This is a genomic window from Geodermatophilus bullaregiensis (assembly GCF_016907675.1).
Lineage (GTDB): Bacteria > Actinomycetota > Actinomycetes > Mycobacteriales > Geodermatophilaceae > Geodermatophilus > Geodermatophilus bullaregiensis.
Map to the genome: position 1 here is coordinate 4,512,831 of NZ_JAFBCJ010000001.1, position 21,238 is coordinate 4,534,068.

Here is a 21,238-nt window from a genome sequence, read left to right on the forward strand (position 1 = left end):
GGTGCAGACCCGCGAAACGCCGTGCTGACCTGCAGACATGCACGTCGCCGCGGAGCGAGACTGGACAGGTTGTCGGGCGAACAGCGGAGGGCTCCCGGCGGCTGCGCCGCTGTGACGAAATCCGCCTCACGTGACCGCGCCTTGGCGGGGATCGGGGAAGCCGAGGCTGGTGTAGCCGGGGGCGCGCTTGGCGAGGGATGAGGCGAGTACGCCGGTGGCGGCGTCGTGGTAGTCGTGCACCTCGGCGGTGGTCTTGCCGGGGTGTGGGCGGAGGACCCGCCCGGCGTACTGGACGAGGCGGCCTCTAAAGGCGATCGGCGCGGCGAGGAACAGAGTGTCCAGCGCCGGGCAGTCGAAGCCCTCGCCGACGTAGGGGCCGGTGGCGACGGCGAGCAGCGGTGGCCCGTCGGGTCGGGGCTGGAGCCGAGCGAGTGCGACGGCGCGGGCCGTGGCGCCCATGCCGCCGCGCAGCACGACCGGGTCGTGCCCGCGCTCGCGCAGTGCGGCGGTGAGGCGGTCGAGGTGGTCGGTCCATTGGGTGAGCACCAGGCAGTGCCGGCCGTTGGTCAGTGCTGCCACGACGTCGGTGACGACCTGTGCTGTGCGTGCGTCGTCGGCGACGAGGTCGCGGTAGATGGCGGCGATGCCCCCGGGTGCGGCCGGATCGGCGTCGCCGGTGTAGCGGAAGCCGGTGGGGTGCACGTGCAGCACCGGCTCCGGTGCCGGCGCGTCGAGTGACCGGGCGCCGAGGGTGCCGGTCGGTGCCGGGGTGAGGGTGTGCCGGACCGGTCCGAGTTGCAGGGCGATGAGGTCGTCCAGCTGGTCGCGGCGATAGGGGGTGGCGGTCAGGCCGAGCCAGCGGCGGGCTGGGATCTGCCGAACGGCGTGTTCGAAGGCGGCCGCGGGAACGTGGTGGCACTCGTCGACGATGACCAGCCCGTAGCCGGCGGTCAGCTCGGCGACGTCGTCGGCGCGAGCGAGCGTCTGCAGGGTGGCGACGTCGACGACGCCGGTGGTCCTGCTGCGCCCGCCGCCGCGCTGGCCGGCCTTGACGCCGAGCAGCTCGCCGATCCGCGCCCGCCACTGGTCGGCGAGTGCCTTGCGGTCGACCAACACGAGCGTGGAGACGGCGTGTTGCGTGATCAGCGCGCAGGCGATGACCGTCTTGCCGGCGCCGGGTGGCGCGACGAGGACGCCGAGCTCGTGGCCGGTCAGGGCGTCGCATGCGGCCTGCTGCTCGGGGTCGAGCTGAGCGGTGAAGCCGAAGGTGTGCGGCCGGCCCGGGTCGCGCTTGTCGGCCAGTTCCAGGCGGCTGCCGGCCTGCTCGACCAGTGCGGTGAGCCGGTCGAGCAGCCCGCGGGGGAGGATCAGGTCGCCGGTGAGGGTCTCGTCGTAGCTGCGCAGGAACCGCGGCGTGTCCCATGTGGAGGCCCGCCGACGCTGGCGCTCGTAGAAGGCCGGGTTGGGCATCGACGCGGCGTGCTTGAGCGTCGCCAGCAATGAGGGCGGTAGATCCGCGCCGTCGACGGTGATCACAGCGCCGAAAGCGGCATGGACGGCGGCGGGCGGTTGGACGGCGATCTTGGTGGAGGTGGGGGAGCGGAGCCGGTCGACGTTGGCGCCGACGGTCACCTGGCCCAGCCGCTGCGCGAGCCGGGCGACCTCTTTCGGGGTAAGTCGGCCGAGGCTGGCCAGGTAGGCCCACTGGTCCTCGTGCGGCTCCAGCGTGGCCAGGTCCAGGAACACCGTGGCCCCGCGGCGGCGGGCGCGGCCCTGCAACGGCGCGGCGATCAGATTGCCCAGCCCACCGACCTGCAGGACGTCCTGGGAGGGAAAGAGCCGGTCGTAGCTGACCAGGTCCATCCGTCCGCGCACCGCGATCGCTTCGCGGAGCAGTCCACTGCCCACTAGCCGGGCAGTCACCGCCGGGACAGGCGCGGTGAAGAACAGCCACACGTGCGCGCCCAGGCCGGAGCGGGACATCTCGAGCGCGGCGGATGCGCCGGCGGCACGGGCGGCCTTGAGATAGGCCAGGGCGTCCAGCAGCGCGGTGGCGCCGTCGAAGTCTGCCGCCAGCCAGGAGCAGCGGTCACCGTCGAGCAGCGGGTACAGACCGAGCTCCAACTCTCCGGAGAGATGGGCGGTGATCACCTCCTCGGTCAGCGGAAGGTACTGACGTTCCGCGGCCGGCACGCCCCTGCGCCAGCCGTCCCGCACCGCCGGCGTCCAGCCCGACCGGCCCGACCGGGCGTTCTCCCACCGCAGCGCGTACACATCGCGGCGTGCGGCGAACAGCGCCGCAAAGAAGGCGACCTTGGCCGACGCCGGCGAGCCTGCATGCACCGGGCCAGGTGCTGCGTCGAACACGCCGGTCTGCACCGGACCCGGCGGCCGGGCCTCCCTGGGGGTCAGCTCCAGCAGGCGCAGCAGCCGGGCGTTCTCCACCCGCAACCGGGCCACCTCGTCGCACAACGCCGAGAGCTCGTCGTCCAGATCGACGAACGGCAGCGTGCCTTGCTCCGGGCCCGAGGTCGTGGGCACGCCTCTCATGATGTCGCGGGAAACGACCACACGCGATCGCTGCACAACCGCTCGGGCCGTCCCTGACTCGCCCATCCTCAACTGAAGTGACTTGGCACTGAGAGTGTCACCCCGCCCTCGGAGTGCGGAGCCGTGTCGTCCCGAACGTCACCCCGGACCGCTCAGCGTCACCGTTCTCTTCACCAAGGACGTCACCTCAAGGCCGCGAGGTTGGAGCAATGTCACCCGCGGTGACACTTCGCCCGACGCCCCGCCTCCGGACATGAGGGCGTCGGCTGTAGGCCTCAAGAACGGCGTTCAGGGCGGTGGCCACCTCGGGGAGGTCCCGGTCGTAGACCCGGCCGTCGTCGAGTTGGCGGCCGAGCTCTTGGAGCAGCTGTGGCCAGTCCCCGCGGGTCGGAGCGGCGGGGGAGTGAACCCCCACTCGGCGCTCGATGACCCGGACGGCTGACAGTCCGGAGGCCGCGGCTCGGGCCTGCTCCCACGCGCGCTGCCGGCAGGATTGCGAGCACCACTTGGGGAGTCGCCCCGTGGCCTTGACCGCGATGGGGCCCGCGCACCAGCCGCAGGTGTGCGCGGCCAACCGCCGCGGGCGTGTCGCCGCCTCGTCGGGTGGCAGCAGGCTTGCGCCGGCATCAGCTGACGCGACCGACGTCAGCAGCGAAGGCGGTTGGCGCCTGGGTCCGCGGGCCCGCTGCTGGGTCCGGTGAATTCCGCTCCGGCGGCGTCTGCCCATGCCATCGAGTATCCGGGCGGCGGTTCCGGGGTTCGTCACCCCGATGCGTCACGACGGAACGCTCGCCCTGGATGCACTAGGTGTGTCGGCTTGTGATCTTGTCAAGCTGAAGTACCGGCAGGACGGTCGTGACGTCCTCACTGCGGAGCCGGGAGCTGATGGCCGGATAGGCTCACTTGGCGGTGGCTTGCAAGGTAACTTGTGAGTCGTGGGTGATGTGGTGATCCTCCCCAGCGCGCTCAAGCGCGGGTACAGCGAAGAGGACATCCGCCACGCACTGCGCAACGCCATCGACGTGTTCCCCGACCAAGGCGACCACCACCTGACCGTGGCGGTCGGTCCAGCCACCACCGGAGCCATCCTGGAGGTGGGTTACGACCGCGATGAGGACGGCCGCTACGTCGTCGTCCACGTCATGGAGCGGCGCAGCAAGTACGACCGCAATCGAGTGCGAAAGAGGTGATGCAGATGCCCCGCAGCTATGACGAGATCGTCGCCCTCTCCGAGGAGATGGCCCGCTCCCTGGAGGAGGACCGCAGCGAGCCGGCCACTCCGCCGGCCGAGTCGGCTCTGCGGGCGGCCGCGCTGCGCCGCTCGGTGGCCGAGAGCGACCTCGGTCAGGCCGTGATCGCGGCCCGGGCAGCGGGCGTGTCCTGGGACCGGATCGGAGACGCTGTCGGTACCTCCGGTGAGGCGGCGCGGCAGAAGTACGGGCGGCTGACGGCCGGCGTGCGCGAGGTCCGACCGGCGTAGAGCAAGCGCGCACACGGCGAGCGGTGAAGAGGCAGCCGCGGACGTCGACCGGACCCGCAGTCGTGCGGTGGAGTATGTCGCTCTCACCGCGGATGAGGCCTCGCGCACGGCGACGTCTGGCCGGTACGCCGTGGCGGCCAGACGGTGACGACCCGAGTTCTCGCCGCCCGAGAGCCCCGGACCGCTCCGTGAGTGCAGCGGCCGCTGCCACGGCGTGACAGTGACGGGCGCGCCGACGCCCATAACACGTCTGAATCAGTCGCCTGCTCGATACACCTCTCGGCGCTGCCCTTCATCACGACGAATTGCGCCTGCCGCAGGTGGGCCTCTATGTCCAGCCCTCGGCCAGTCGTAGCGTTGCCGGTGCGGTGGGCGTGGATGTCAGGCTCGAGCGAAGAGCAGGATCGGGACTGCAACTCCTGTCGCGCAGCTGGCTTCGGCCGTCAGTCGTGTCCCGTTGCCGACTCCGCGCTCACCGCCCTTCAGGCCGTGGCAGCGAGTAGCTGGAGTGGGTCGGCGGCTTGGTCGGCGCGCAGGGTGCGGTAGACGACGTCGGAGAGCCGGCGTTTGAGGCAGCGCAGCGCCTCACGGCCGGTCTTTCCTTCGGCGCGTTTGCGGGCGTAGTAGGCGCGGCCTTCGGTGTCGGCGCGGATCTCGGTGATCGCGATCGTGTAGAGCGCCCGGTTGAGCTGGCGGTTGCCGCCGCGGTTGAGCCGATGCCGCATGGTGCGCCCGGAGGAGGCCGGAATCGGGGCCGAGCCGTTCGCCGCAGCGAAGGCATGCCGGGACCGATAGCGGCGAACGTCGACGACCTCGGCCAGGATCCGCGCGGCGACGGAGACGCCGATGCCATAAATCCCGGTCAGCGAGCTGCCGCTGCGCTGCACCAACTCCGCGATCTGCTCGCGCAGGCCGTGCAGCTCGGCGTGGGTGCGGCTGGCCAGGGCGGTGCACTCGGCGACCAGCTGGGTGCGGTAGTCGGCCAGCGCCCGCAGGTCGGCGGCCTGGCCGACGGCCAGCCGGACCGGCGGCAGGCCCGCTTCGCGGGCGGTGATCCGGGCGATGGCAACCGCGTCGATCGGGTCGGTCTTGCCCTGGCCGGGCTTGGCCGAGCGTTCCCGGGAGGTCAGGCTGGGTGGCACCTCCACCACCTCGATGCCGCCGGCCAGCACGAGACGGACGGCGGCGCCGCGGCCGTAGTTGCCCGAGCCTTCGATGCCGACCCGTGTCACCTGGCGGTCGGTCAGGAGCTGCTCGAGGGCGTCGAAGCCGGCCTCGGTGTTGGGCAGGTCCGTGATCGCCACCGGTCGGCCGACGTCGTCGATGACCGCCACGGCAAGGGTGTCCTTGTGGGTGTCGATGCCGGCGAGCACGCCGACTCCTTCCTTGGTCGACGACGCCCGCGAACACCGATGCCCCGGGCGCAGCGCATGCACTTGCTGGCTGTCGCAGCCGGCGCTCCTATCAGGCGTCAACCGCCCAGGACAGCGGCGACGTCACCGGCGGGCACTCATCGCAGAGGCCACTGCAGATCACGACGGGCAGCAAGACGTCGAGCCTCGCCGGTGACGCCCGCGAGCACCCCGTCATCGACGACGGAGCGGCCGTAGTACAGCAAGGGCAAGACGTGTAACGGTTGCGATCTTGATCGCTGCCCTTGGCGATGAGAATGCTCCTGTCGTCCGGCGACGTCGGAACACAGTGGTGCGGGTGAGCCCGTAGATGTGTATGGCGCGGGGTCCTCGGGTGCCCCTTGATTGCTGCCCCGAGCGCGTGGGTCTGTGTCCTGGCAGAGGGCCCTCCGGGCGGCGCCCATCGGTGTCGATGCGCAAGGAGGGATCGGCGGTGGAGGTCATGTTCGAGCGGGTCGCCGGGCTGGACATCGGCAAGGCGACGCTGACCGTCTGCGTGCGCACGCCCGGGCCGCGGGGCCGGCACAGCGAGATGCGGACGTTTCCCACGACCACCCGCGCGCTGGAGGTGATGCGCGAGTGGCTGGTCGAGTGCGGGGTGACGGTGGCGGCGATGGAGTCGACCTCGACGTACTGGAAGCCGGCGTTCTACTGCCTGGAGGAGGTCATGGACACCTGGTTGTGCAACGCCGCGCACATCAAGGCGATCCGCCGGCCCAAGACCGACGTCAAGGACGCCGAGTGGATCGCCCAGCTGCTGGAGGTCGGGCTGATCCGCCCGTCGTTCGTGCCACCACCGGAGATCCGTCGGTTGCGGATGCTGACCCGCTATCGGGTGCAGCTGATGGGCGACCGCACGAGGGAGGTGACCCGCCTGGAGCTGATGCTGGAGGACGCCAGCATCAAGTTGTCCTCGGTGGCGGCCAGCCTGACCAGCGTCTCGGCGCGGGCGATGCTGACCGCGATGATCGCCGGCGAGCGCGATCCGGCAGTGCTCGCCGACCTGGCGAAGGGCAAGATGCGGATCAAGATCCCGCAGCTGGTCGAGGCGCTGACCGGGCACTTCACCGAGGAACACACGCAGCTGGCCCGGACCATGCTGCACCGGCTGGAGCTGATCGAGACCGCTCTCGCCGAACTCGACGCGGTGATCGACCAGGCCTGCCGGCCCTGGGCGCACCAGCTGGAGCTGCTGCAGACCATTCCCGGAGTCGGGCCGAAGGTGGCCCAGGTGATTCTCGCCGAGACCGGCGGGGACATGTCCCGCTTCCCCTCGGCGGCGCATCTGGCCTCCTGGGCCGGTCTGGCGCCGGGGGTCTTCGAGTCGGCCGGCAAGCGCCGCCAGCCCGAGGCGCAGCACGGCAACAAGTGGCTGACCGCGATGCTGGTCGAGGCCGCCGGCTCGGTCGGCCGGATGAAAGGCCGCAACTACCTGTCGGCCCAGTTCACCCGGCTCACCGCCCGCCGCGGCATGAGTCGGGCGGCGGTCGCGGTCGCCCACTCCATCCTCGTCTGCGTCTACTACATCCTCTCCCGCGACGAGCCCTACACCGATCTGGGTGCCGACTGGCTGGCCCGCCGTCACGACGAGGCGCACGCCCGCCGGCTGGTCGCCCAACTGGAGCGCCTCGGCCACACCGTGACTCTCGATCAGCCGGCCGCCTGACCCGACTGCACAAGAACTGGAGGACGGGCTTCGCCCGCCCCGCGCTGACGCGCGCCTGCAGCTCACCTATTCACGGGTTTGTGTAGCACTTGATCTTGTACAGCTCCAGTGCAGGCAGAGCCGTCACGGGTGAGCGCGTCTACCTTGCTTGCTGGCGCAGGTGTTCGCAGATGCGGTCGGCCCAGAGGCGACGATGCGCTGCTCGGCGCTGGAGTTGTGTGGCCTTTCGCGGGGACGCCGCTCGCTGAATCTCCAATTCCAGCAGTGCGGCCGTCTGCTGGAGTAGGACCACCCGGCGGTCGAGCTCGACGAACGCTGGGTGGCCCTCGGTGGCCGTCATGCGGTGATCCGTTCGCACTCTTCGCACCGCGGAACTGTGCGGTTTCGCCATTCCATGTCCGCGATCGCTGTGACCAGGACGCCGCAGACCGACGCTGCAAGGCCGTCCACGACGGGCCGGGCTACCGCATGAGCCACGTTGACCACGCGATTGAGGTCTCGGCCGTCTCGAAGGGACGCACGCTCGACAGACGCGACGTGCGTGCCGGTCACGTACAGGCTGGCCGTCATGCCACCAGGGTCGGCCCGTCCGATGTCGGCACTGCTACACCCGGGCGGCGATCCTGCGACGTGCTGGGCGTGTCGCAGTGCGGCCGGCGAAGGTCGACTCCTGAGCGCCATGGCCACTGAGGCGCGGGTCATGGAGGGCCTCGCGCCATGAAGCTGGTGCGACGTCCTCATCCATTGGTTGTCGCAGCACCAGTCTGTTCGGCCGAGAGCCGGTGGTCGCTCAGGGCTTCGGCGGGGGGCCTCCATCCGAGCGTTGTGCGCCCGCCGTTGAGGGCTGCGGCGATGGCCTCGATCTCCTCGGCGGTCCATCGCGACAGGTTGGCGCCCTTGAGGAAGTTCCGCCGCAGCAGGCCGGTCGTGTTCCCGTTCTGCCACGCTGCCAGGACCCGCGATCCTCAGCTGGGGTACACGCGGGTTGACTGCCTCGATCTCCGCTCAGCAGGCGACGCGGTTGTGCGGGAACCGTGGTCCCTGGGCGGCGGATTGGGCACGAAGGTCGACGGCGACCGGAACGATGCCGTCTGGTGGCGGGTGTCGGGCCGCCCCTCCCGCGGAGCGGATAAGAGGTCCGTGACGACGGCTCGGGCTGATAACTCGGCTTGGGGCAGCGGTGCTGGGTTCCGGGCCGTGGCGAGGGTGAGGACGCAGGCCAGTGCGGCGAGCACGCCGTAGCCGACGGCGATGGTGAAGAGGTCGAGGCTGGAGGAGAGCTGACCGGCGACGAGGCCCGGGATCGCCGCGCCGCTGTAGGAGATGAGGTATACGGCGGCAAGCAGGCCGGCCCGGTCGGCCGGCCCGGTCCGCATCAGCAGGGCGCGCATGCTGCCGGTCATGGTTGCTCCCTGCGCGGCGCCGGCGACGGCACTGGCGACCAGGAAGGGCAGCACGGTGCCCAGCCGCAGCGAGGTGAGAATCACGGCCACGGCCAGCAGGTAGACGACCATGCCGGCGCGCTGCGCGGTCGCCGGGGCCAACCGGCCGGCCAGCGGTCCGCCGACGGCGCTCGGCGCCATCAGCGAGGCGAAGACCGCAGCGGCGACCAGGGCGTTGGTCGTGCCCAGCTGATCCGCAGCGACCGTGGGGCCGAAGGCCTGGTAGAAGCCGCCGAGCGCCCAGGTGGCGACGAACGTGGCGGCGGCAACGGGCAGGAAGCGGCGGGCGCCGGGTGGGACCCGCACCTGCGGGCGCAGCGAGGCGGCGACCCCGGGGGTGCGGGCGGCGGTCTCCGGCCCGACGGCGACCAGCACGGCGCAGGCCGCGAGCATGGGGGCGGCGAGCAGGTAGGCCAGCGTCCGCGGCGCCGGCCCGTACTCAGCCAGCGCACCGGAACCGATTGCGCCGACGGTGAGGCCGATCATGGGGGCGCCGGCGGTGACCGCCGCGGCGAGCCAGCGGGGCGTGGGAGGGGCGGTGTCGACGACGTAGGCGGCGACGGCGCTGGAGGCCAGCCCGCACGCCAGGCCCTGCAGCACCCGCCCGGTGACCAGGGTGGCGGTGCCGTGGACCTCGACCAGGACCAGACACCCGGCCGCGGCTAGGGCCAGCGCGGCGAGGGTGACCGGGCGGCGGCCCAGGTGGTTCGACAGCCGGCCGAGCGTGAGCAGGGCGAGCATCGCGCCGGCGAAGTAGGCGACCGCGGTCAGCGCCAGGTCGCCGGTGGTCAGCCCGTCGGCGCGGCGGTAGGTCTCGTACAGCGGGATCGGACTGCCCGAGGCGGCGAACACCGCCACCAGCGAGCAGGCCGCCCCGATCAACCCCAGCAGCGGAAACCGGCGACTGGCCATCTGGATGGTTCCTTCCGTACGGAAGCCGTCAGGCACGGGTGAGCTCAAGAACGGTGACCTCGGGGCGGGCACCGATCCGCATCGGCGGCCCCCAGTAGCCGGCGCCGGCGGTGACGTAGAGCTGCGTGTCGCCGTGCCGGGACAGGCCCTCCACGGCCGGCTGGTCGAGCCGGATGGCGTAGTCGAAGGGCCACAGCTGGCCGCCGTGGGTGTGCCCGGACAGCTGCAGGTCCACTCCGGCGGCTCGGGCCTGGTCGACCATGAACGGCTGGTGGGCCAGCAGCACCACCGAGACGTCGGCGTCGCGGCCGTCGAGCGCGGCATCGAGGTTCGCGCCGTGCCCGGGCAGTCCCGAGCGCGCGGCGGTGCGGTCGTCGATGCCGGCAAGGTCGAACGTCGCCCCACCGCGCCCGAGCGTCACGCGTTCGTTGCGCAGCACGTCCACGCCGAGCTTGGGCAGGTGCCGCAGCCAGGCGTCGGTGTCCACCAGGTACTCGTGGTTGCCCGTGACGAAATAGGCGCCCTGGTTGCTGACCAGATCGGCCAGTGGGGCCACCTCCTCGCGCAGGTCGGCGACCTCGCCGTCCACCAGGTCCCCGACGACGGCGACGACGTCGGGGACCTGGGCGTTGACCGTCTCGACCAGCCGCTCGAACCGGCGGCCGCCATAGGTCGTCGACAGGTGGGCATCAGAGAAGGTGACGATGCGGTATCCGACCAGCGCCGGGTCCAGGCCGGCGATAGAGACCGGCACCCGGCGGACCACGGGGGCGGAGTTCGCCAGCACCGCGCCGGTGCCGGCGGTGGTGACCGCGACCGCGCCGGCGGCGACCGCGAGCGAGCGGGCCAGGAACAGCCGCCGCGACAGATCACGAGCCGGCATCGCGGCGGTCGTGGCCGACGCTGGACGGGCGTCGGGGAGGGCTTCCCCCATCCAGCCCTCCGAGGTCGAGCTGCCCGCGCCAGGGCCGCCGAGCGGGGAGTCACCGGATGAGGCCACCATCGAAAGGAGGTCGTCGGTTCGTCCGTTGGTGGCGACTGGTGGCGCCCCGCCGGGCGTGCGACTCTCGCGTCGGCGTTGCACGCCGAGCAGCAGCCAGCGGACCGGCTCGAGGACCAGCAGCGCCAGAGATGTGTAGACGGCCAGCCCCAGCAAGGTGTAGGCCACCCAGTCCCGAGGCGCCTGGGCCGACCACGGCAGCACGCTCCGGCCGATCACCGCCGCGGTGGGCAGGACGGCCAGGGCGGCGGTCAGCACCGTGAGGCGCCGCCGGGCGCGACCTGGCCGGGTGCTGCTGCGGGCCAGCCGGAACCACAGGTAGGCGTGCAGCAGCATGGCCACGAGGACCACGAGGCCGAAGACGATGACGGTCACGTTGTGCTCCAGTCCCGCCTGGTGTCAGTCGAGGGCGGTGATGGTCAGCTGGAAGTCGTCACCGGCGGCGGCGATGAAGGCCGCGACCCGTACGACAGGGACCTGCGTGAGCTCGTCGGGGAGCTGTCGACCCTCAGCGAGGAGTTCCGCACCCGCTGGGCGGCGCACGACGTGCGGCTGCACCAGGCCGGGGCCAAGCAGTTCCGGCACTCCGCCGTGGGCACCCTCGAGGTGGTGTTCCACAGCTTCGACCTGGCGGCCGCGGACCAGAGCAAGCTCGTCATGACCGTCTACACCGCCGAGCCCGGCACCCCGCACGAGGACGGGCTCAAGCTGCTGGCCAGCTGGGCGGCGACCCATCTGACCGCTGCATCCGACCCTGCTTCCTCCGCAGCCGACACCATCTGACCGGGGACCCGGAACGGTCGAGCGCCGCAGCGCTCACCACCTGACCGGGCACGGTCGCGAGCCAGCGACAGAGCGGAAGGACCCATGTCCCGCATCTTCATCACCGGCTCCGCCGACGGCCTCGGTCGAGCGACGGCGCAGACCCTGCTCGGCGGCGGGCACGAGGTCGTGGTGCACGCGCGCAGCGAGGCGCGTCTCGCCGCCGTCGGCGAACTCGTCGACCGCGGGGCCGTGCCCGTCGTCGGAGACCTGTCCGACCTGGACCAGACGCGGGACGTCGCCGAGCAGGTCAACCGGATCGGCCGGATGGACGCCGTGATCCACAACGCCGGGGTGTCCACCGGCCGGGCCGTCCTGCCGGTCAACGTCATCGCCCCCTACCTGCTCACAGCCCTCATCCACCGGCCGCAGCGGCTGGTGTACCTCAGCAGCGACATGCACCCCGGCGGGCGGGCCGACCTGGCCGGCCTGGACTGGAGCGGCCGCTCCGCGACCGGCTCCTACTCCGACAGCAAGCTCTTCGTCACGACGCTCGCCGCAGCAGTCGCGCGGATCCTGCCGGACGTGGTCAGCAACGCCGTCGACCCCGGCTGGGTGCCCACCCGGATGGGCGGTCCGAGCGCCCCCGACGACCTCCGCCTCGGTCACCTCACCCAGGAGTGGCTCGCCGTCAGCGACGATCCGGACGCGCTCACCACCGGCGGCTACTGGCATCACCAGCGGCTGCAGAAGCCGCATCCCGCCGTGCTCGACGAACGCTTCCAGGACGAACTGCTCGATGCTCTGGCGGGCTTCACGCGCACATCGCCGATCTGACGGCGAGGTTCTCCTCGATCTCGCCGCGAGGGCTGGTCGGACCATGCCACCGAGTGGGAGGCGATGCGCTCAGTGGCGCAGAAGCTGGGCATCGGCTCGACCGAGACGGTGCACTGGAGACCGTCAACGGTCTCCAGTGGGCGAGACCTTCATGTCCCGCCCGTTGAGGCCAAGGCCATGGGCATGGGGGCGGCCGAGCGAGCCGACCGGCGTGCCGTGCGAGCGGATCCCATGAGCAGGCAGCGGGGCGGTGCCTCATCGATGTGGAGGGCACCGCCCCGCTCCTACCGGATCACGTCGACTACTCGGGACGGGTTCCTCGCTCGGCGGGTTCGCAGGCGAAGCTCGCGGCGTCGTCCGGATTGCCCTCGCCGTTGTAGACGGCCACCGCGGGGTAGAGGCACAGCGGGCGGGTCCGGGCGACCTGACCGTCCTGCGTCACCAGGGAGGCGGTGATCCGCTCGGGGGCGCCACCACGCTCGACCCAGGCCACCAGCGAGTCGAACATGTCGAACTGGTTGGGCCCCACGCCGCCCGAGCAGTGCTCTACGCCTGGTGCCATGAACAGGCGGGCGAAGGACAGCACGTCATGCAGGCCGCCGTTGGTCTCGAGCACACGCTCGTAGTAGTCGATGGTGCCCTCGGGGAAGATCAGCTGGTCGTTCCAGCCGTGCCACATCAGCAGCTTGCCGCCGGAGCTGCGGAACTCCGACAGGTCGGTGTCGTCAGTCCCGATGACGTCGTTGAACAGCTTCTCCGAGTCGCGGAAGTTCTCCTCGAACCCGGCGTAGTCCAGCGTGCGCCAGTCGAAGTTCGGGTTCTGCTCGATCCAGTAGCGCTGGTGGTGCTCGGCGATCACGAAAGGTTCCGGACCGGCCAGCGCCTCCAGCGGAGCCCCTGGAACCAGGCCGTACCACAGCCGCGAGCCGTCGGTCGCCTGTGCGCCCTCCCAGGTGGCGTTCACCACGCGGGCATCGGCCTCGGTGAAGACGCCGCACTCGGTCTCCTGCCCCACCAGGGTGCCCGCGTCGAAATCGCACTGCCGCGGATCCTCCAGCACGCCGTCGACGACACCGTCGAGCGGGTCGCATTCGGCGACCGCGGCGCGGGTGGCCACGTCCAGCTTGCACTGGGCGATCGGGCCGTCCAGCTCCTGCTGGGCCACGACCTGGGGCCACAGCTCGGCGGGGATGAACCGGTCCCAGTTGATCGCCGGCGCCGCGGCGAGGACGCCGTCGTAGGCGTCGGGGAGCCGCTGAGCCAGCATCAGCCCCTGGCGCCCGCCGGTGGAGCAACCGTTCCAATACGAGTACTCGGCAGGTTCCCCGTAGAACTCCGCTACCAACGTCTGGGCCTTGTCGGTCATCTGGAACAACGACCGGGACGCGAAGTCCTCGATCAGCTGCCAGTTCAACTGCCCGGGCCCGATCAGGGCGAACGACCCGCCCACCTCGCCGGTCTCGACGTGGCCGGTGTCGGTCGACGCGGTCGCGTAGCCGGCCCGCAACGCCGTGGCCATCGCCGGATAGCTGATCGTCCCGGCGTATCCGCCACCGCCGACGGCCTGGAACCGCCCGTTGTAGGAGCCCGTGGGCAGCCACACCTGGATGTTGATCGACGGCTGCACGGTCAGCGCAACCCGGCAGAAGACCGGCAGATCCGCCTCCGCCTCAGCCGTGCCCGTGGTGACCGGTTCCGCGGAGATCGCGGTGACCTCCGGCAACTGCAGGGAGGCCAACGCCTCGCAATCCGACGCGTCGGGAGGGGCCGAGCCGGTGGTCGTGCGATCGGTCGCTGAAGCTGGGCTGACGCCGGTGATGATTGCGAGCCCAGCGGTCAGAAAGGCGATGGCCAATGTCGCCAGGAGGCGACGCCGGAAGTCCTTGGCTGGGCGGATCGATCTCAGGAGTGTCATGGAAGTCCTTCGATTGCGATTTGCTGTAGACGGATTTCGTACTGGGATCCCATTCCCGCTGCAGAGGCCGGACCTAGCCCCTGGACGTCTTGATCTGCGTCCAGCGCTCGGTGCGGGTCTCACTCGATGGTGGGCACGAGTCGGTCACTCGTCGGTGGGGTGCGTGTCGTCGATGCCTCGCTGCGAGGGGACGACGCAGTGCGGGACTCGGCCCTGGGCACCAGCAGCGTCAGCAGGCTGCCGACGACCGCGAGCGCGGTCAGCACGTAGAAGATCGAGTTGAGCGCGAGGCCGGAGGCGATGAGCAGGCCGCCGACCAGCGGGCCGCCGATGCCGCCCAGGCGCCCGAAGCCCGCACACCACGCCACCCCCGCGCTGCGCACGTTGGTGCGGTAGTAGGTCGCGACGAAGCCGTAGATGAGGATCTGTGTACCGCTGGTGCCGAGGCCGACGACCGCGACGAAGGCCAGCAGCACGCCGAGCGGGAGGCTGACGGTGAGCAGCACGAGCGCCAGCGCGCCGAGGAGGAACGACGCGGAGACGACGAGCTTCGGCCCGTACCGGTCGGCGAAGCGGGAGGCGACCAGGGCGCCCAGCACTGCGCCGCCGTTGAGCACCAGCAGGAATGCCAGCGACCCGTTGGTGGAGAACCCTGCGCGGCCCATCAGCTCCGGCAACCAGGTGTTGAGGGCATAGACCAGCAGCAGGCCGGTGGCGCTGAGCAGGCCCAGCAGGATCGTTGGCAGCAGGTAGACCCGGCTCGCCAGGCCGGCGAAGCCCGCCCGGCCCGCGGGAGCCGGATTTGCGGCCGGCACGCCGGTCGCGTCCGGCGCAGCGAACGCCACCCCGGTCCGCGCGGCGACCGCCCGGGCCTCCTCGAGCCGGCCGCGGGAGGCCAGCCAGGCCGGCGACTCGGGCATCTTGACGAAGGCGAGGGGGAGCAAGGTCACCAGCGGGAGGGCGCCGATGAGGAACATGCCCCGCCAGCCGATGGCGTCCAGCAGGAGGATCGCCGTGAGCGCGGCGAGCAGGCTGCCGAGCGGCACTCCCGAGTAGGTGATCGCGTTGGCGAGGTTCTTCTTGCCGGCGGGTGCGAACTCGGCGACCAGTGCGCCGGTGGTGGCGACCAGCGCGCCGACCCCGATGCCGGTGACGAAGCGGAGCAGGCCGAACGCCGTCGTGGTCGTCGCGAGGGCGGTGAGGGCCATGCCGACGGAGAACCAGGCGTAGGCGGTGAGCATGACCTTCCGCCGGCCGATGATGTCGGCGACGCTGCCGGCCAGCAGGGCGCCGACCAGGACGCCGATGAGGGCGTAGCTGCCCAGCGCCCCGGCCAGGGCGGGCGTGACCTCGCCGATCTGGCCGGGGTCGCGCAGGAAGAGGGGGACGACGGTGCCGTAGACAACCAGGTCGTAGCCGTCGAAGACCAGGCCGACCGTGGCGAGCGAGACGATCCACGTGACCGATCTGCGGCGGAGCGCGTCCTGGCGGACGGCCCCGTCCTGCGGGGTTGATGCCACTGCTGTTCTCCTCGGGACGGGCCCTGGCTCGAAGACGGCGCGGTGGCCGTGGCAGGGCAGGGGGCACCCGGCGACCGACGTCGCCACGGGTGGGGGAGGGGAGGGTGCCCGGGCGGAGTGTCGGACGCCGGGCGGTCCGGTGGTGCGGGTCGTGCGGTGGTCAGTCGGCCTGCGCGGTGCCGTCCTGCGCCGGGTCCTGGGCGATGTCTGACGGGTGCGGGGCCAGCGGCGTGACCGTGATGCTCATGTAGGGGAACAGCGGCAGGCCCCACAGGATCTGGTGCAGTTGCTCGTTGCTGTCGACGGCGAAGATGCTGAGGTTGGCGTACTGGCCGACACACCGCCAGATGTGCGGCCAGTGGCCCGAGCGCTGCCAGCGCTGGGAGTAGGCCTTCTCCCGGGCGAGGAGGTCGTCGCGTGCGGCCGGGTCCATGTCCGGCGGCAGCGCGACTTCCATCCGGACGGCGTAGAGCTGTGTCACGCGGGGTCCAGGGCGAAGTCGTAGGTGACCTCCTCACCCGTTCCCGAGGCGGCCGGGGTGGGGCGCAGGACCAGCTCCGGCTTCACGGCCTGGGCGACGTCGTCCTGCACGTGCTCGCCGCCCTCGAAGTACAGCTGGGTGGTCACCAGCTGCTTGCCGGGGGCGGACACCTTCAGGTGCAGGTGTGCCGGGCGCCAGGCGTGCCAGCCAGCCGCGGCGATCAGCGCGCCACAGGAGCCGTCGGTCGGGATCTGGTACGGCGCGGGCTTGATCGTGTGGAACGCGAACCGGCCGTTGGCCGCGGTGCGGACGGTGCCGCGCAGGTTCCACTCCGGGATGCCCGGCGCGAACTGCGAGTAGTAGCCGTCGTCGTCGGCGTGCCACAGCTCGACCCGCGCGTCCTCGACCGGGTTGCCGTCGAGGTCCGTGACGGTGCCCTGGAACACGAACGGCGTGCCCTTCTCGCCGTCGCGCATCGGCAGGGTGGCCTCGCTGCGGGACTCCGGCGAACCCGGGATGTAGTACGGGCCCTCGATGGTGCCGACGGCGCCTTTACGGTCGGCGTTGGCGACCTCCTCGACGACGTGCTCGATCCACACGTCGAGGAACAGCGGCCACTCGCCGTCCTCACCGACCCGGATCAGCCATGACTTGAGGGCGTCGTACTCCGCGTAGGTCACCCCGTGCTCGCGGATGACCTCGTGCAGGGCGGTGATGGCGTCGGTGGCGATCGCAGAGACGCGGGCGTGGTCGACCTCCGCCGTCGAGCGCTGCTTGTGAGCGAAGCGCTCGGTGGCGTTGCGGCCGGAGCCGGCCGCGGTCGGGCTCGGGGCAGTGGGTGCGCTCATGGTGGTCCTCCTGTGTCGGTGCGGTGCGGATGGGGCGGCTTCCATGCAGGGCCCCGCCGCGGTCCCCGTCTCGGGTGCCACCCTGAGCATGCGAAGGGTGGAGAGGACGGGGTCCTTCTCTGGCGGGGGAGGGAGGTCCTGTCTCACGTGTCCTGGCGGTAGCGGGCGAGCTTGTCGGGGTCGATCTCGATGCCGATCCCGGGTCCCGGACGAACGGCCAGCTCGCCGCCGGAGATCTCCAGCGGCTCGGTGAGCAGGTCGTCGCTCATGTCCAGGAAGTTGGAGAGCTCACCGGCACGCTGTGACGAGGACCGGTGGGCGGCGCCGAAGGCGACGGTGCAGGCGGTGCCGATCTGGCCGTCGATCTGGTTGCCCATGACGACCTCGGCGCCGAGGCCCTCGCACTGGTGCAGGATGCGCTGCGAGGTGCTGAAACCGGTGCGGGCGGTCTTGATGCTGATCATGGTGGCCGCGCCGTCCAGCAGCTCGCGGGTCACCTCGCCGGGCGTGGTGGCGCTCTCGTCGGCGACTGTCGGCACGGTGGTCCGTGCCGTGAGCCAGCGGCGGCCGAGCACGTCGTCGGCTGGACAGAGCTCCTCGGACAGCGTCAGGCCGAGGTCGGCCATCGCGTCGAGGGCACGGGCCGCCTCCGATGGCGTCCACCCGCGGTTGCCGTCCACGTAAAGCTCGACGTCCGGGCCGAGGGCCTCCCGCAGGGCGCGGCAGGCGCCGACGTCGAGCTCGACGGGGCGCCGCCCCACTTTCACCTTGAACACGCTGATGCCGTAGGTGTCGCGCACCCGCTCGGTCTCGGCGACCATCTCGGCGTCGGGGGCGAACCCGACCATGTGGGAGACCCGCATGCGGTCGGTGAACCCGCCCTGCAGCTGGGAGACCGACACACCCAGCGTGCGGCCGAGCGCGTCCCAGATCGCCATGTCCACCGCCGCTTTCGCGGCCGGGTTCCCCACGGTCCGGTCCATCCGGGCGTGGACGACCTCCCGTTCCAGGAGGGACAGACCCAGCAGCTCCGGCGCGAACAGCTTGTCGACCACCGCGACGATGGACTCCTGGGTCTCGCCGTAGGTGTACGGCCGCGGTGGAGCCTCGGCGACGCCGACCACGCCGTCGTCGGTGTGCACCCGGACCAGCACGTGGTCGGCGACGGTGACCTCACCGCTGGCGAAGCGCAGGGGCTTGCGGTACGGGATCGCGAACGGGATCGCCTCGATCCGGGTGATCTTCATCGGGTTCCTCCGAGGGGGACGGCATCCGGGGCGGACACGGCGGGGAAGCCCACGTGGGGTGAGATGAAGCCGTTGGCCTCCAGCGCCTCCAGCAGCCGGGCGAGGGCAGGCGAGGGGTCGGCGCTGCGCCAGGCGAGGGCCAGGTCGATGTGCACGTCGTCGGCGACGGGTACGAGTCGGACGCCCTCCACGTGGAGAGCGCGGGCCGCCTCGGGGAGCAGTGCCACCCCGAGGCCGGCGGCGACCAGCGTGAGCATGACCGAGGTCTCGGCGGCCTGGTGGGTGCGCCGCGGCAGGAAGCCCGCGCTCAGGCAGGCCTGGGTCACGACGGTGTCGACGACCGAGTGGGGGACGCCGTAGACGACGAACTCCTCGTCCCGCAGTTCGGCGAGCCCGACCGGCTCCTCACCGGCGAGACGGTGGCTGCGCGGTACGGCGAGGAGCAGGCGCTCCCGCGTGATCAGCCGGGACGACAGCCCCGGGCTGCGCAGCGGTGGTCGGAGGACGGCGAGGTCGATCCGGTCCTCCTCGAGCGCGGCCTCCTGCGCCGGGGTGAGCAGATTGGGCTGGAACCGCAGCACCAGGCCGGGCACCTCCCGGGCGGCGATCCGGGCCAGTTGGGGCAGCTGGCGAAGTGCCGCGAGCCCGGTCGACCCCACGCGAAGCAGCCCGGCGTTGCCGGCGCCGACGAGCTGCACCCGGGTCCGCGCGGCCTCGATCGAGTCGAGGATGCGTTCGGCGTCCTGCAGGAGGGCCTCGCCGGCGGGGGTGAGCTCGACCCGTCGTGTCGTCCGGGTGAACAGGGGAACCCCGAGCTGATTCTCCAGCTGGCGGATGGCCTGGGACAGCGGGGACTGGGCCATGTGCAGCCGTTCGGCCGCCCGCCCGAAGTGCCGGGTTCGGGCCACGGTGACGAAGTAGTGCAACTGCCGGATCTCCACGTGCCCTCCCCTGCTTCATGTCGGCGCCGAGGTGGAGACTCGCTCCCACCTGCTGTGACACGCCCAACATAGGGACCACCGCCGTGTATGGACAAAGACTGAGTCTCGCTGGTTCCAGACGCGCAGGGTCTTAATTAGTGCCTGGTCAGGACTAGGCAGATTTCTGACGCGGACGTGACCCGCGCCACCCACAGTGGGGTGCAGCGCGTTACGAACCAAAGCCCACTGGACCGGAGGTCCGCCATGACAGTCGACTCCACCCAGCTCAGCGACGTCCTCGCCGATGCCGTCATCGACGACCCCCAGGCCGGCATCTACCGGGCCAACCGTCGGATCTTCACCGACGAGGAGATCTTCGAGCTGGAGATGACCCACATCTTCGAGGGCAACTGGGTCTACCTCGCGCACGAGAGCCAGGTCCCGAACGCGGGGGACTACTTCACCACCTACATCGGCCGCCAGCCGGTCGTCATCACGCGCGACAAGAGCGGCGAGCTGCACTGCCTCATCAACGCCTGTGCGCACCGGGGCGCGATGTTGTGCCGCCGCAAGACGGACAACCGGATGACGTTGACCTGCCCGTTCCACGGCTGGACGTTCCGCAACGACGGCAAGCTGCTCAAGGTCAAGGACCCCGACGGTGCTGGATACCCGGCCAGCTTCAACATCGACGGCTCGCACGACCTGGTCAAGGTCGCGCGGTTCGACAGCTACCGCGGGTTCCTCTTCGGCAGCGTCAACCCGGACGTGAGCACGCTGGCCGAGCACCTCGGTGACACCACCATGGTTATCGACATGCTCGTCGACCAGTCGCCGGAGGGGTTGGAGGTGCTGCGCGGCTCCTCGACCTACACCTACGACGGCAACTGGAAGGTCCAGGCGGAGAACGGCGCCGACGGCTACCACGTCAGCGCGACCCACTGGAACTACGCGGCCACGACTTCGCGGCGCAGCACGGGTGAGTCGAAGAACACGACGAAGGCGCTGGACGCCGGCGGCTGGGGCAAGTCCGGCGGCGGCTACTGGTCCTACCCCAACGGGCACCTGTGCCTGTGGACCTGGGCGGCCAACCCGGAGGACCGCCCGCTGTGGGACCGCCTGGACGAGCTCAAGGCCCAGTTCGGCGAGGCCAAGGGCGAGTTCATGGTCAAGGGCTCCCGCAACCTGTGCCTGTACCCGAACGTCTACCTGATGGACCAGTTCAGCACCCAGATCCGGCACTTCCGGCCGATCTCGCCGGAGCAGACCGAGGTCACCATCTACTGCATCGCCCCCAAGGGCGAGAGTGCCGAGGCCCGTGCGCACCGGATCCGCCAGTACGAGGACTTCTTCAACGCCTCGGGCATGGCCACCCCGGACGACCTGGAGGAGTTCCGCTCCTGCCAGCTCACCTTCCGAGCGACTGCCGCGCCGTGGAACGACATGAGCCGCGGTGCCGAGCACTGGCTAAACGGGCCAGACCCGGTCGCCAAGGCTCTCGGCATGGACGGCGTCATCTCCGCGGGGCAGCGCAACGAGGACGAGGGGCTGTACCCGATCCAGCACGGCTACTGGCTGCAGACCATGCGCGCCGCCGTCGAGAAGCAGGCCGGCGCGTCCACCGAGACCTCGAAGGGCTGATCCCGTGACCACGACGCAGAACCGCGTGCAGACCCCGGCCGAGGCGGCGCCCGCGAGCGGGAAGCTGATCACCCAGAACGCGATCGAGCAGTTCCTCTACCGCGAGGCCCGCTACCTCGACGACCGCGAGTTCGAGAAGTGGCTGGAGTGCTACGCCGACGACGTCGTCTTCTGGATGCCGTCGTGGGCCGACGACGACCGGCTCACCGAGGACCCGCAGCGCGAGATGTCGCTCATCTACTACTCGAACAAGGGGGGCCTGGAGGACCGCGTCTTCCGGATCCGCACCGAGCGCTCCAGCGCGACGTCGCTGCCCGAGCCGCGCACCAGCCACAACATCACCAACGTGGAGGTCATCGAGCGCCGCGGCGACCTGGTCGACATCCGGTTCAACTGGCACACGATGTACTTCCGGTACAAGACCATCGACCCGTACTACGGGACGTCGTTCTACACGATCGACTTCTCGGGGCCTGCGCCGCTCATCCGGCGCAAGACCGTGGTGCTCAAGAACGACTACATCCACCACGTCGTCGACGTCTACCACCTCTGAGCAGCGGCTCCACCAGTCTGTTCTCCTCCAAGCCGCTGTTCCTCCGAGCTAC

18 protein-coding genes are annotated in these 21,238 nt (G+C 70.9%); 7 read left to right on the top strand and 11 right to left on the bottom strand.

The genetic code is table 11. From position 1 onward, the window contains the following. Nucleotides 1–126: 126 nt before the first annotated feature. On the bottom strand, nucleotides 127–2,541 hold the full coding sequence (locus JOD57_RS27110; protein ID WP_204693909.1) for a DEAD/DEAH box helicase: 2,415 nt from the start codon (nucleotides 2,539–2,541) through the stop codon (nucleotides 127–129). A gap of 944 nt (nucleotides 2,542–3,485) precedes the next feature. Here JOD57_RS27110 and JOD57_RS21695 point away from each other — a divergent pair. Both JOD57_RS21695 and JOD57_RS21700 read left to right on the top strand, forming a co-directional pair. Then, entirely contained in the window at nucleotides 3,486–3,740 is a 255-nt protein-coding gene (locus JOD57_RS21695; protein WP_204693910.1) for a hypothetical protein, read from the top strand. A 5-nt stretch (nucleotides 3,741–3,745) separates the two neighbouring features. Continuing rightward, entirely contained in the window at nucleotides 3,746–4,030 is a 285-nt protein-coding gene (locus JOD57_RS21700; RefSeq protein ID WP_239568722.1) for a hypothetical protein, read from the top strand. A gap of 482 nt (nucleotides 4,031–4,512) precedes the next feature. Here JOD57_RS21700 and JOD57_RS21705 read toward each other — a convergent pair whose 3' ends face one another. After that, on the bottom strand, nucleotides 4,513–5,403 hold the full coding sequence (locus tag JOD57_RS21705) for an IS110 family transposase (protein ID WP_204693912.1): 891 nt from the start codon (nucleotides 5,401–5,403) through the stop codon (nucleotides 4,513–4,515). Between the two features lie 481 nt (nucleotides 5,404–5,884). Here JOD57_RS21705 and JOD57_RS21710 point away from each other — a divergent pair, with 481 nt between their 5' ends. Further along, on the top strand, nucleotides 5,885–7,108 hold the full coding sequence (locus JOD57_RS21710; RefSeq protein WP_239572960.1) for an IS110 family RNA-guided transposase: 1,224 nt from the start codon (nucleotides 5,885–5,887) through the stop codon (nucleotides 7,106–7,108). Between the two features lie 336 nt (nucleotides 7,109–7,444). Here JOD57_RS21710 and JOD57_RS21715 read toward each other — a convergent pair whose 3' ends face one another. The 3 genes from JOD57_RS21715 to JOD57_RS21725 all read right to left on the bottom strand — a co-directional run bounded on the left by JOD57_RS21715 (nucleotide 7,445) and on the right by JOD57_RS21725 (nucleotide 10,837). Next, nucleotides 7,445–7,678: a hypothetical protein gene (locus JOD57_RS21715; RefSeq protein WP_204693914.1), complete on the bottom strand. Its 234-nt coding sequence runs from the start codon at nucleotides 7,676–7,678 to the stop codon at nucleotides 7,445–7,447. Between the two features lie 395 nt (nucleotides 7,679–8,073). Beyond that, a complete protein-coding gene (locus JOD57_RS21720; RefSeq protein ID WP_204693915.1) occupies nucleotides 8,074–9,462 on the bottom strand; it encodes an MFS transporter in 1,389 nt (462 codons plus the stop codon). A gap of 28 nt (nucleotides 9,463–9,490) precedes the next feature. After that, entirely contained in the window at nucleotides 9,491–10,837 is a 1,347-nt protein-coding gene (locus tag JOD57_RS21725) for a metallophosphoesterase (protein ID WP_307824854.1), read from the bottom strand. A gap of 21 nt (nucleotides 10,838–10,858) precedes the next feature. Here JOD57_RS21725 and JOD57_RS25815 point away from each other — a divergent pair, with 21 nt between their 5' ends. Continuing rightward, nucleotides 10,859–11,245, top strand: a complete 387-nt coding sequence (locus tag JOD57_RS25815; RefSeq protein ID WP_307824855.1) for an MmyB family transcriptional regulator — start codon at nucleotides 10,859–10,861, stop codon at nucleotides 11,243–11,245. An 84-nt stretch (nucleotides 11,246–11,329) separates the two neighbouring features. Further along, entirely contained in the window at nucleotides 11,330–12,061 is a 732-nt protein-coding gene (locus JOD57_RS21735; RefSeq protein ID WP_204693917.1) for an SDR family NAD(P)-dependent oxidoreductase, read from the top strand. Nucleotides 12,062–12,362: 301 nt separating this feature from the next. Here the strand turns inward: JOD57_RS21735 and JOD57_RS21740 are convergent, their stop codons facing one another. The 6 genes from JOD57_RS21740 to JOD57_RS21765 all read right to left on the bottom strand — a co-directional run bounded on the left by JOD57_RS21740 (nucleotide 12,363) and on the right by JOD57_RS21765 (nucleotide 19,013). Further along, nucleotides 12,363–13,976, bottom strand: coding sequence for a tannase/feruloyl esterase family alpha/beta hydrolase (locus JOD57_RS21740; RefSeq protein WP_204693918.1), 1,614 nt, complete (start codon nucleotides 13,974–13,976; stop codon nucleotides 12,363–12,365). A gap of 119 nt (nucleotides 13,977–14,095) precedes the next feature. Further along, the gene (locus tag JOD57_RS21745; RefSeq protein WP_204693919.1) at nucleotides 14,096–15,496 is read right to left on the bottom strand and encodes an MFS transporter; all 1,401 of its coding nucleotides are present in this window, start codon (nucleotides 15,494–15,496) and stop codon (nucleotides 14,096–14,098) included. Between the two features lie 160 nt (nucleotides 15,497–15,656). Continuing rightward, complete coding sequence (catC, locus tag JOD57_RS21750; RefSeq protein WP_204693920.1) at nucleotides 15,657–15,977, bottom strand: muconolactone Delta-isomerase; 321 nt, start codon at nucleotides 15,975–15,977, stop codon at nucleotides 15,657–15,659. After that, entirely contained in the window at nucleotides 15,974–16,825 is an 852-nt protein-coding gene (gene catA, locus JOD57_RS21755) for a catechol 1,2-dioxygenase (protein WP_204693921.1), read from the bottom strand. Before catA ends, catC begins: the two co-directional genes overlap by 4 nt. Nucleotides 16,826–16,968: 143 nt before the next feature. After that, nucleotides 16,969–18,072, bottom strand: a complete 1,104-nt coding sequence (locus JOD57_RS21760) for a mandelate racemase/muconate lactonizing enzyme family protein (RefSeq protein ID WP_204693922.1) — start codon at nucleotides 18,070–18,072, stop codon at nucleotides 16,969–16,971. Further along, entirely contained in the window at nucleotides 18,069–19,013 is a 945-nt protein-coding gene (locus tag JOD57_RS21765; RefSeq protein ID WP_204693923.1) for a LysR substrate-binding domain-containing protein, read from the bottom strand. The genes JOD57_RS21760 and JOD57_RS21765 overlap by 4 nt, the downstream gene beginning before the upstream one ends. A gap of 243 nt (nucleotides 19,014–19,256) precedes the next feature. Here JOD57_RS21765 and benA point away from each other — a divergent pair, with 243 nt between their 5' ends. Further along, nucleotides 19,257–20,633, top strand: coding sequence for a benzoate 1,2-dioxygenase large subunit (gene benA / locus JOD57_RS21770; protein ID WP_204693924.1), 1,377 nt, complete (start codon nucleotides 19,257–19,259; stop codon nucleotides 20,631–20,633). A gap of 4 nt (nucleotides 20,634–20,637) precedes the next feature. Beyond that, nucleotides 20,638–21,186, top strand: coding sequence for a benzoate 1,2-dioxygenase small subunit (benB, locus tag JOD57_RS21775; protein WP_204693925.1), 549 nt, complete (start codon nucleotides 20,638–20,640; stop codon nucleotides 21,184–21,186). Nucleotides 21,187–21,238 lie beyond the last annotated feature (52 nt).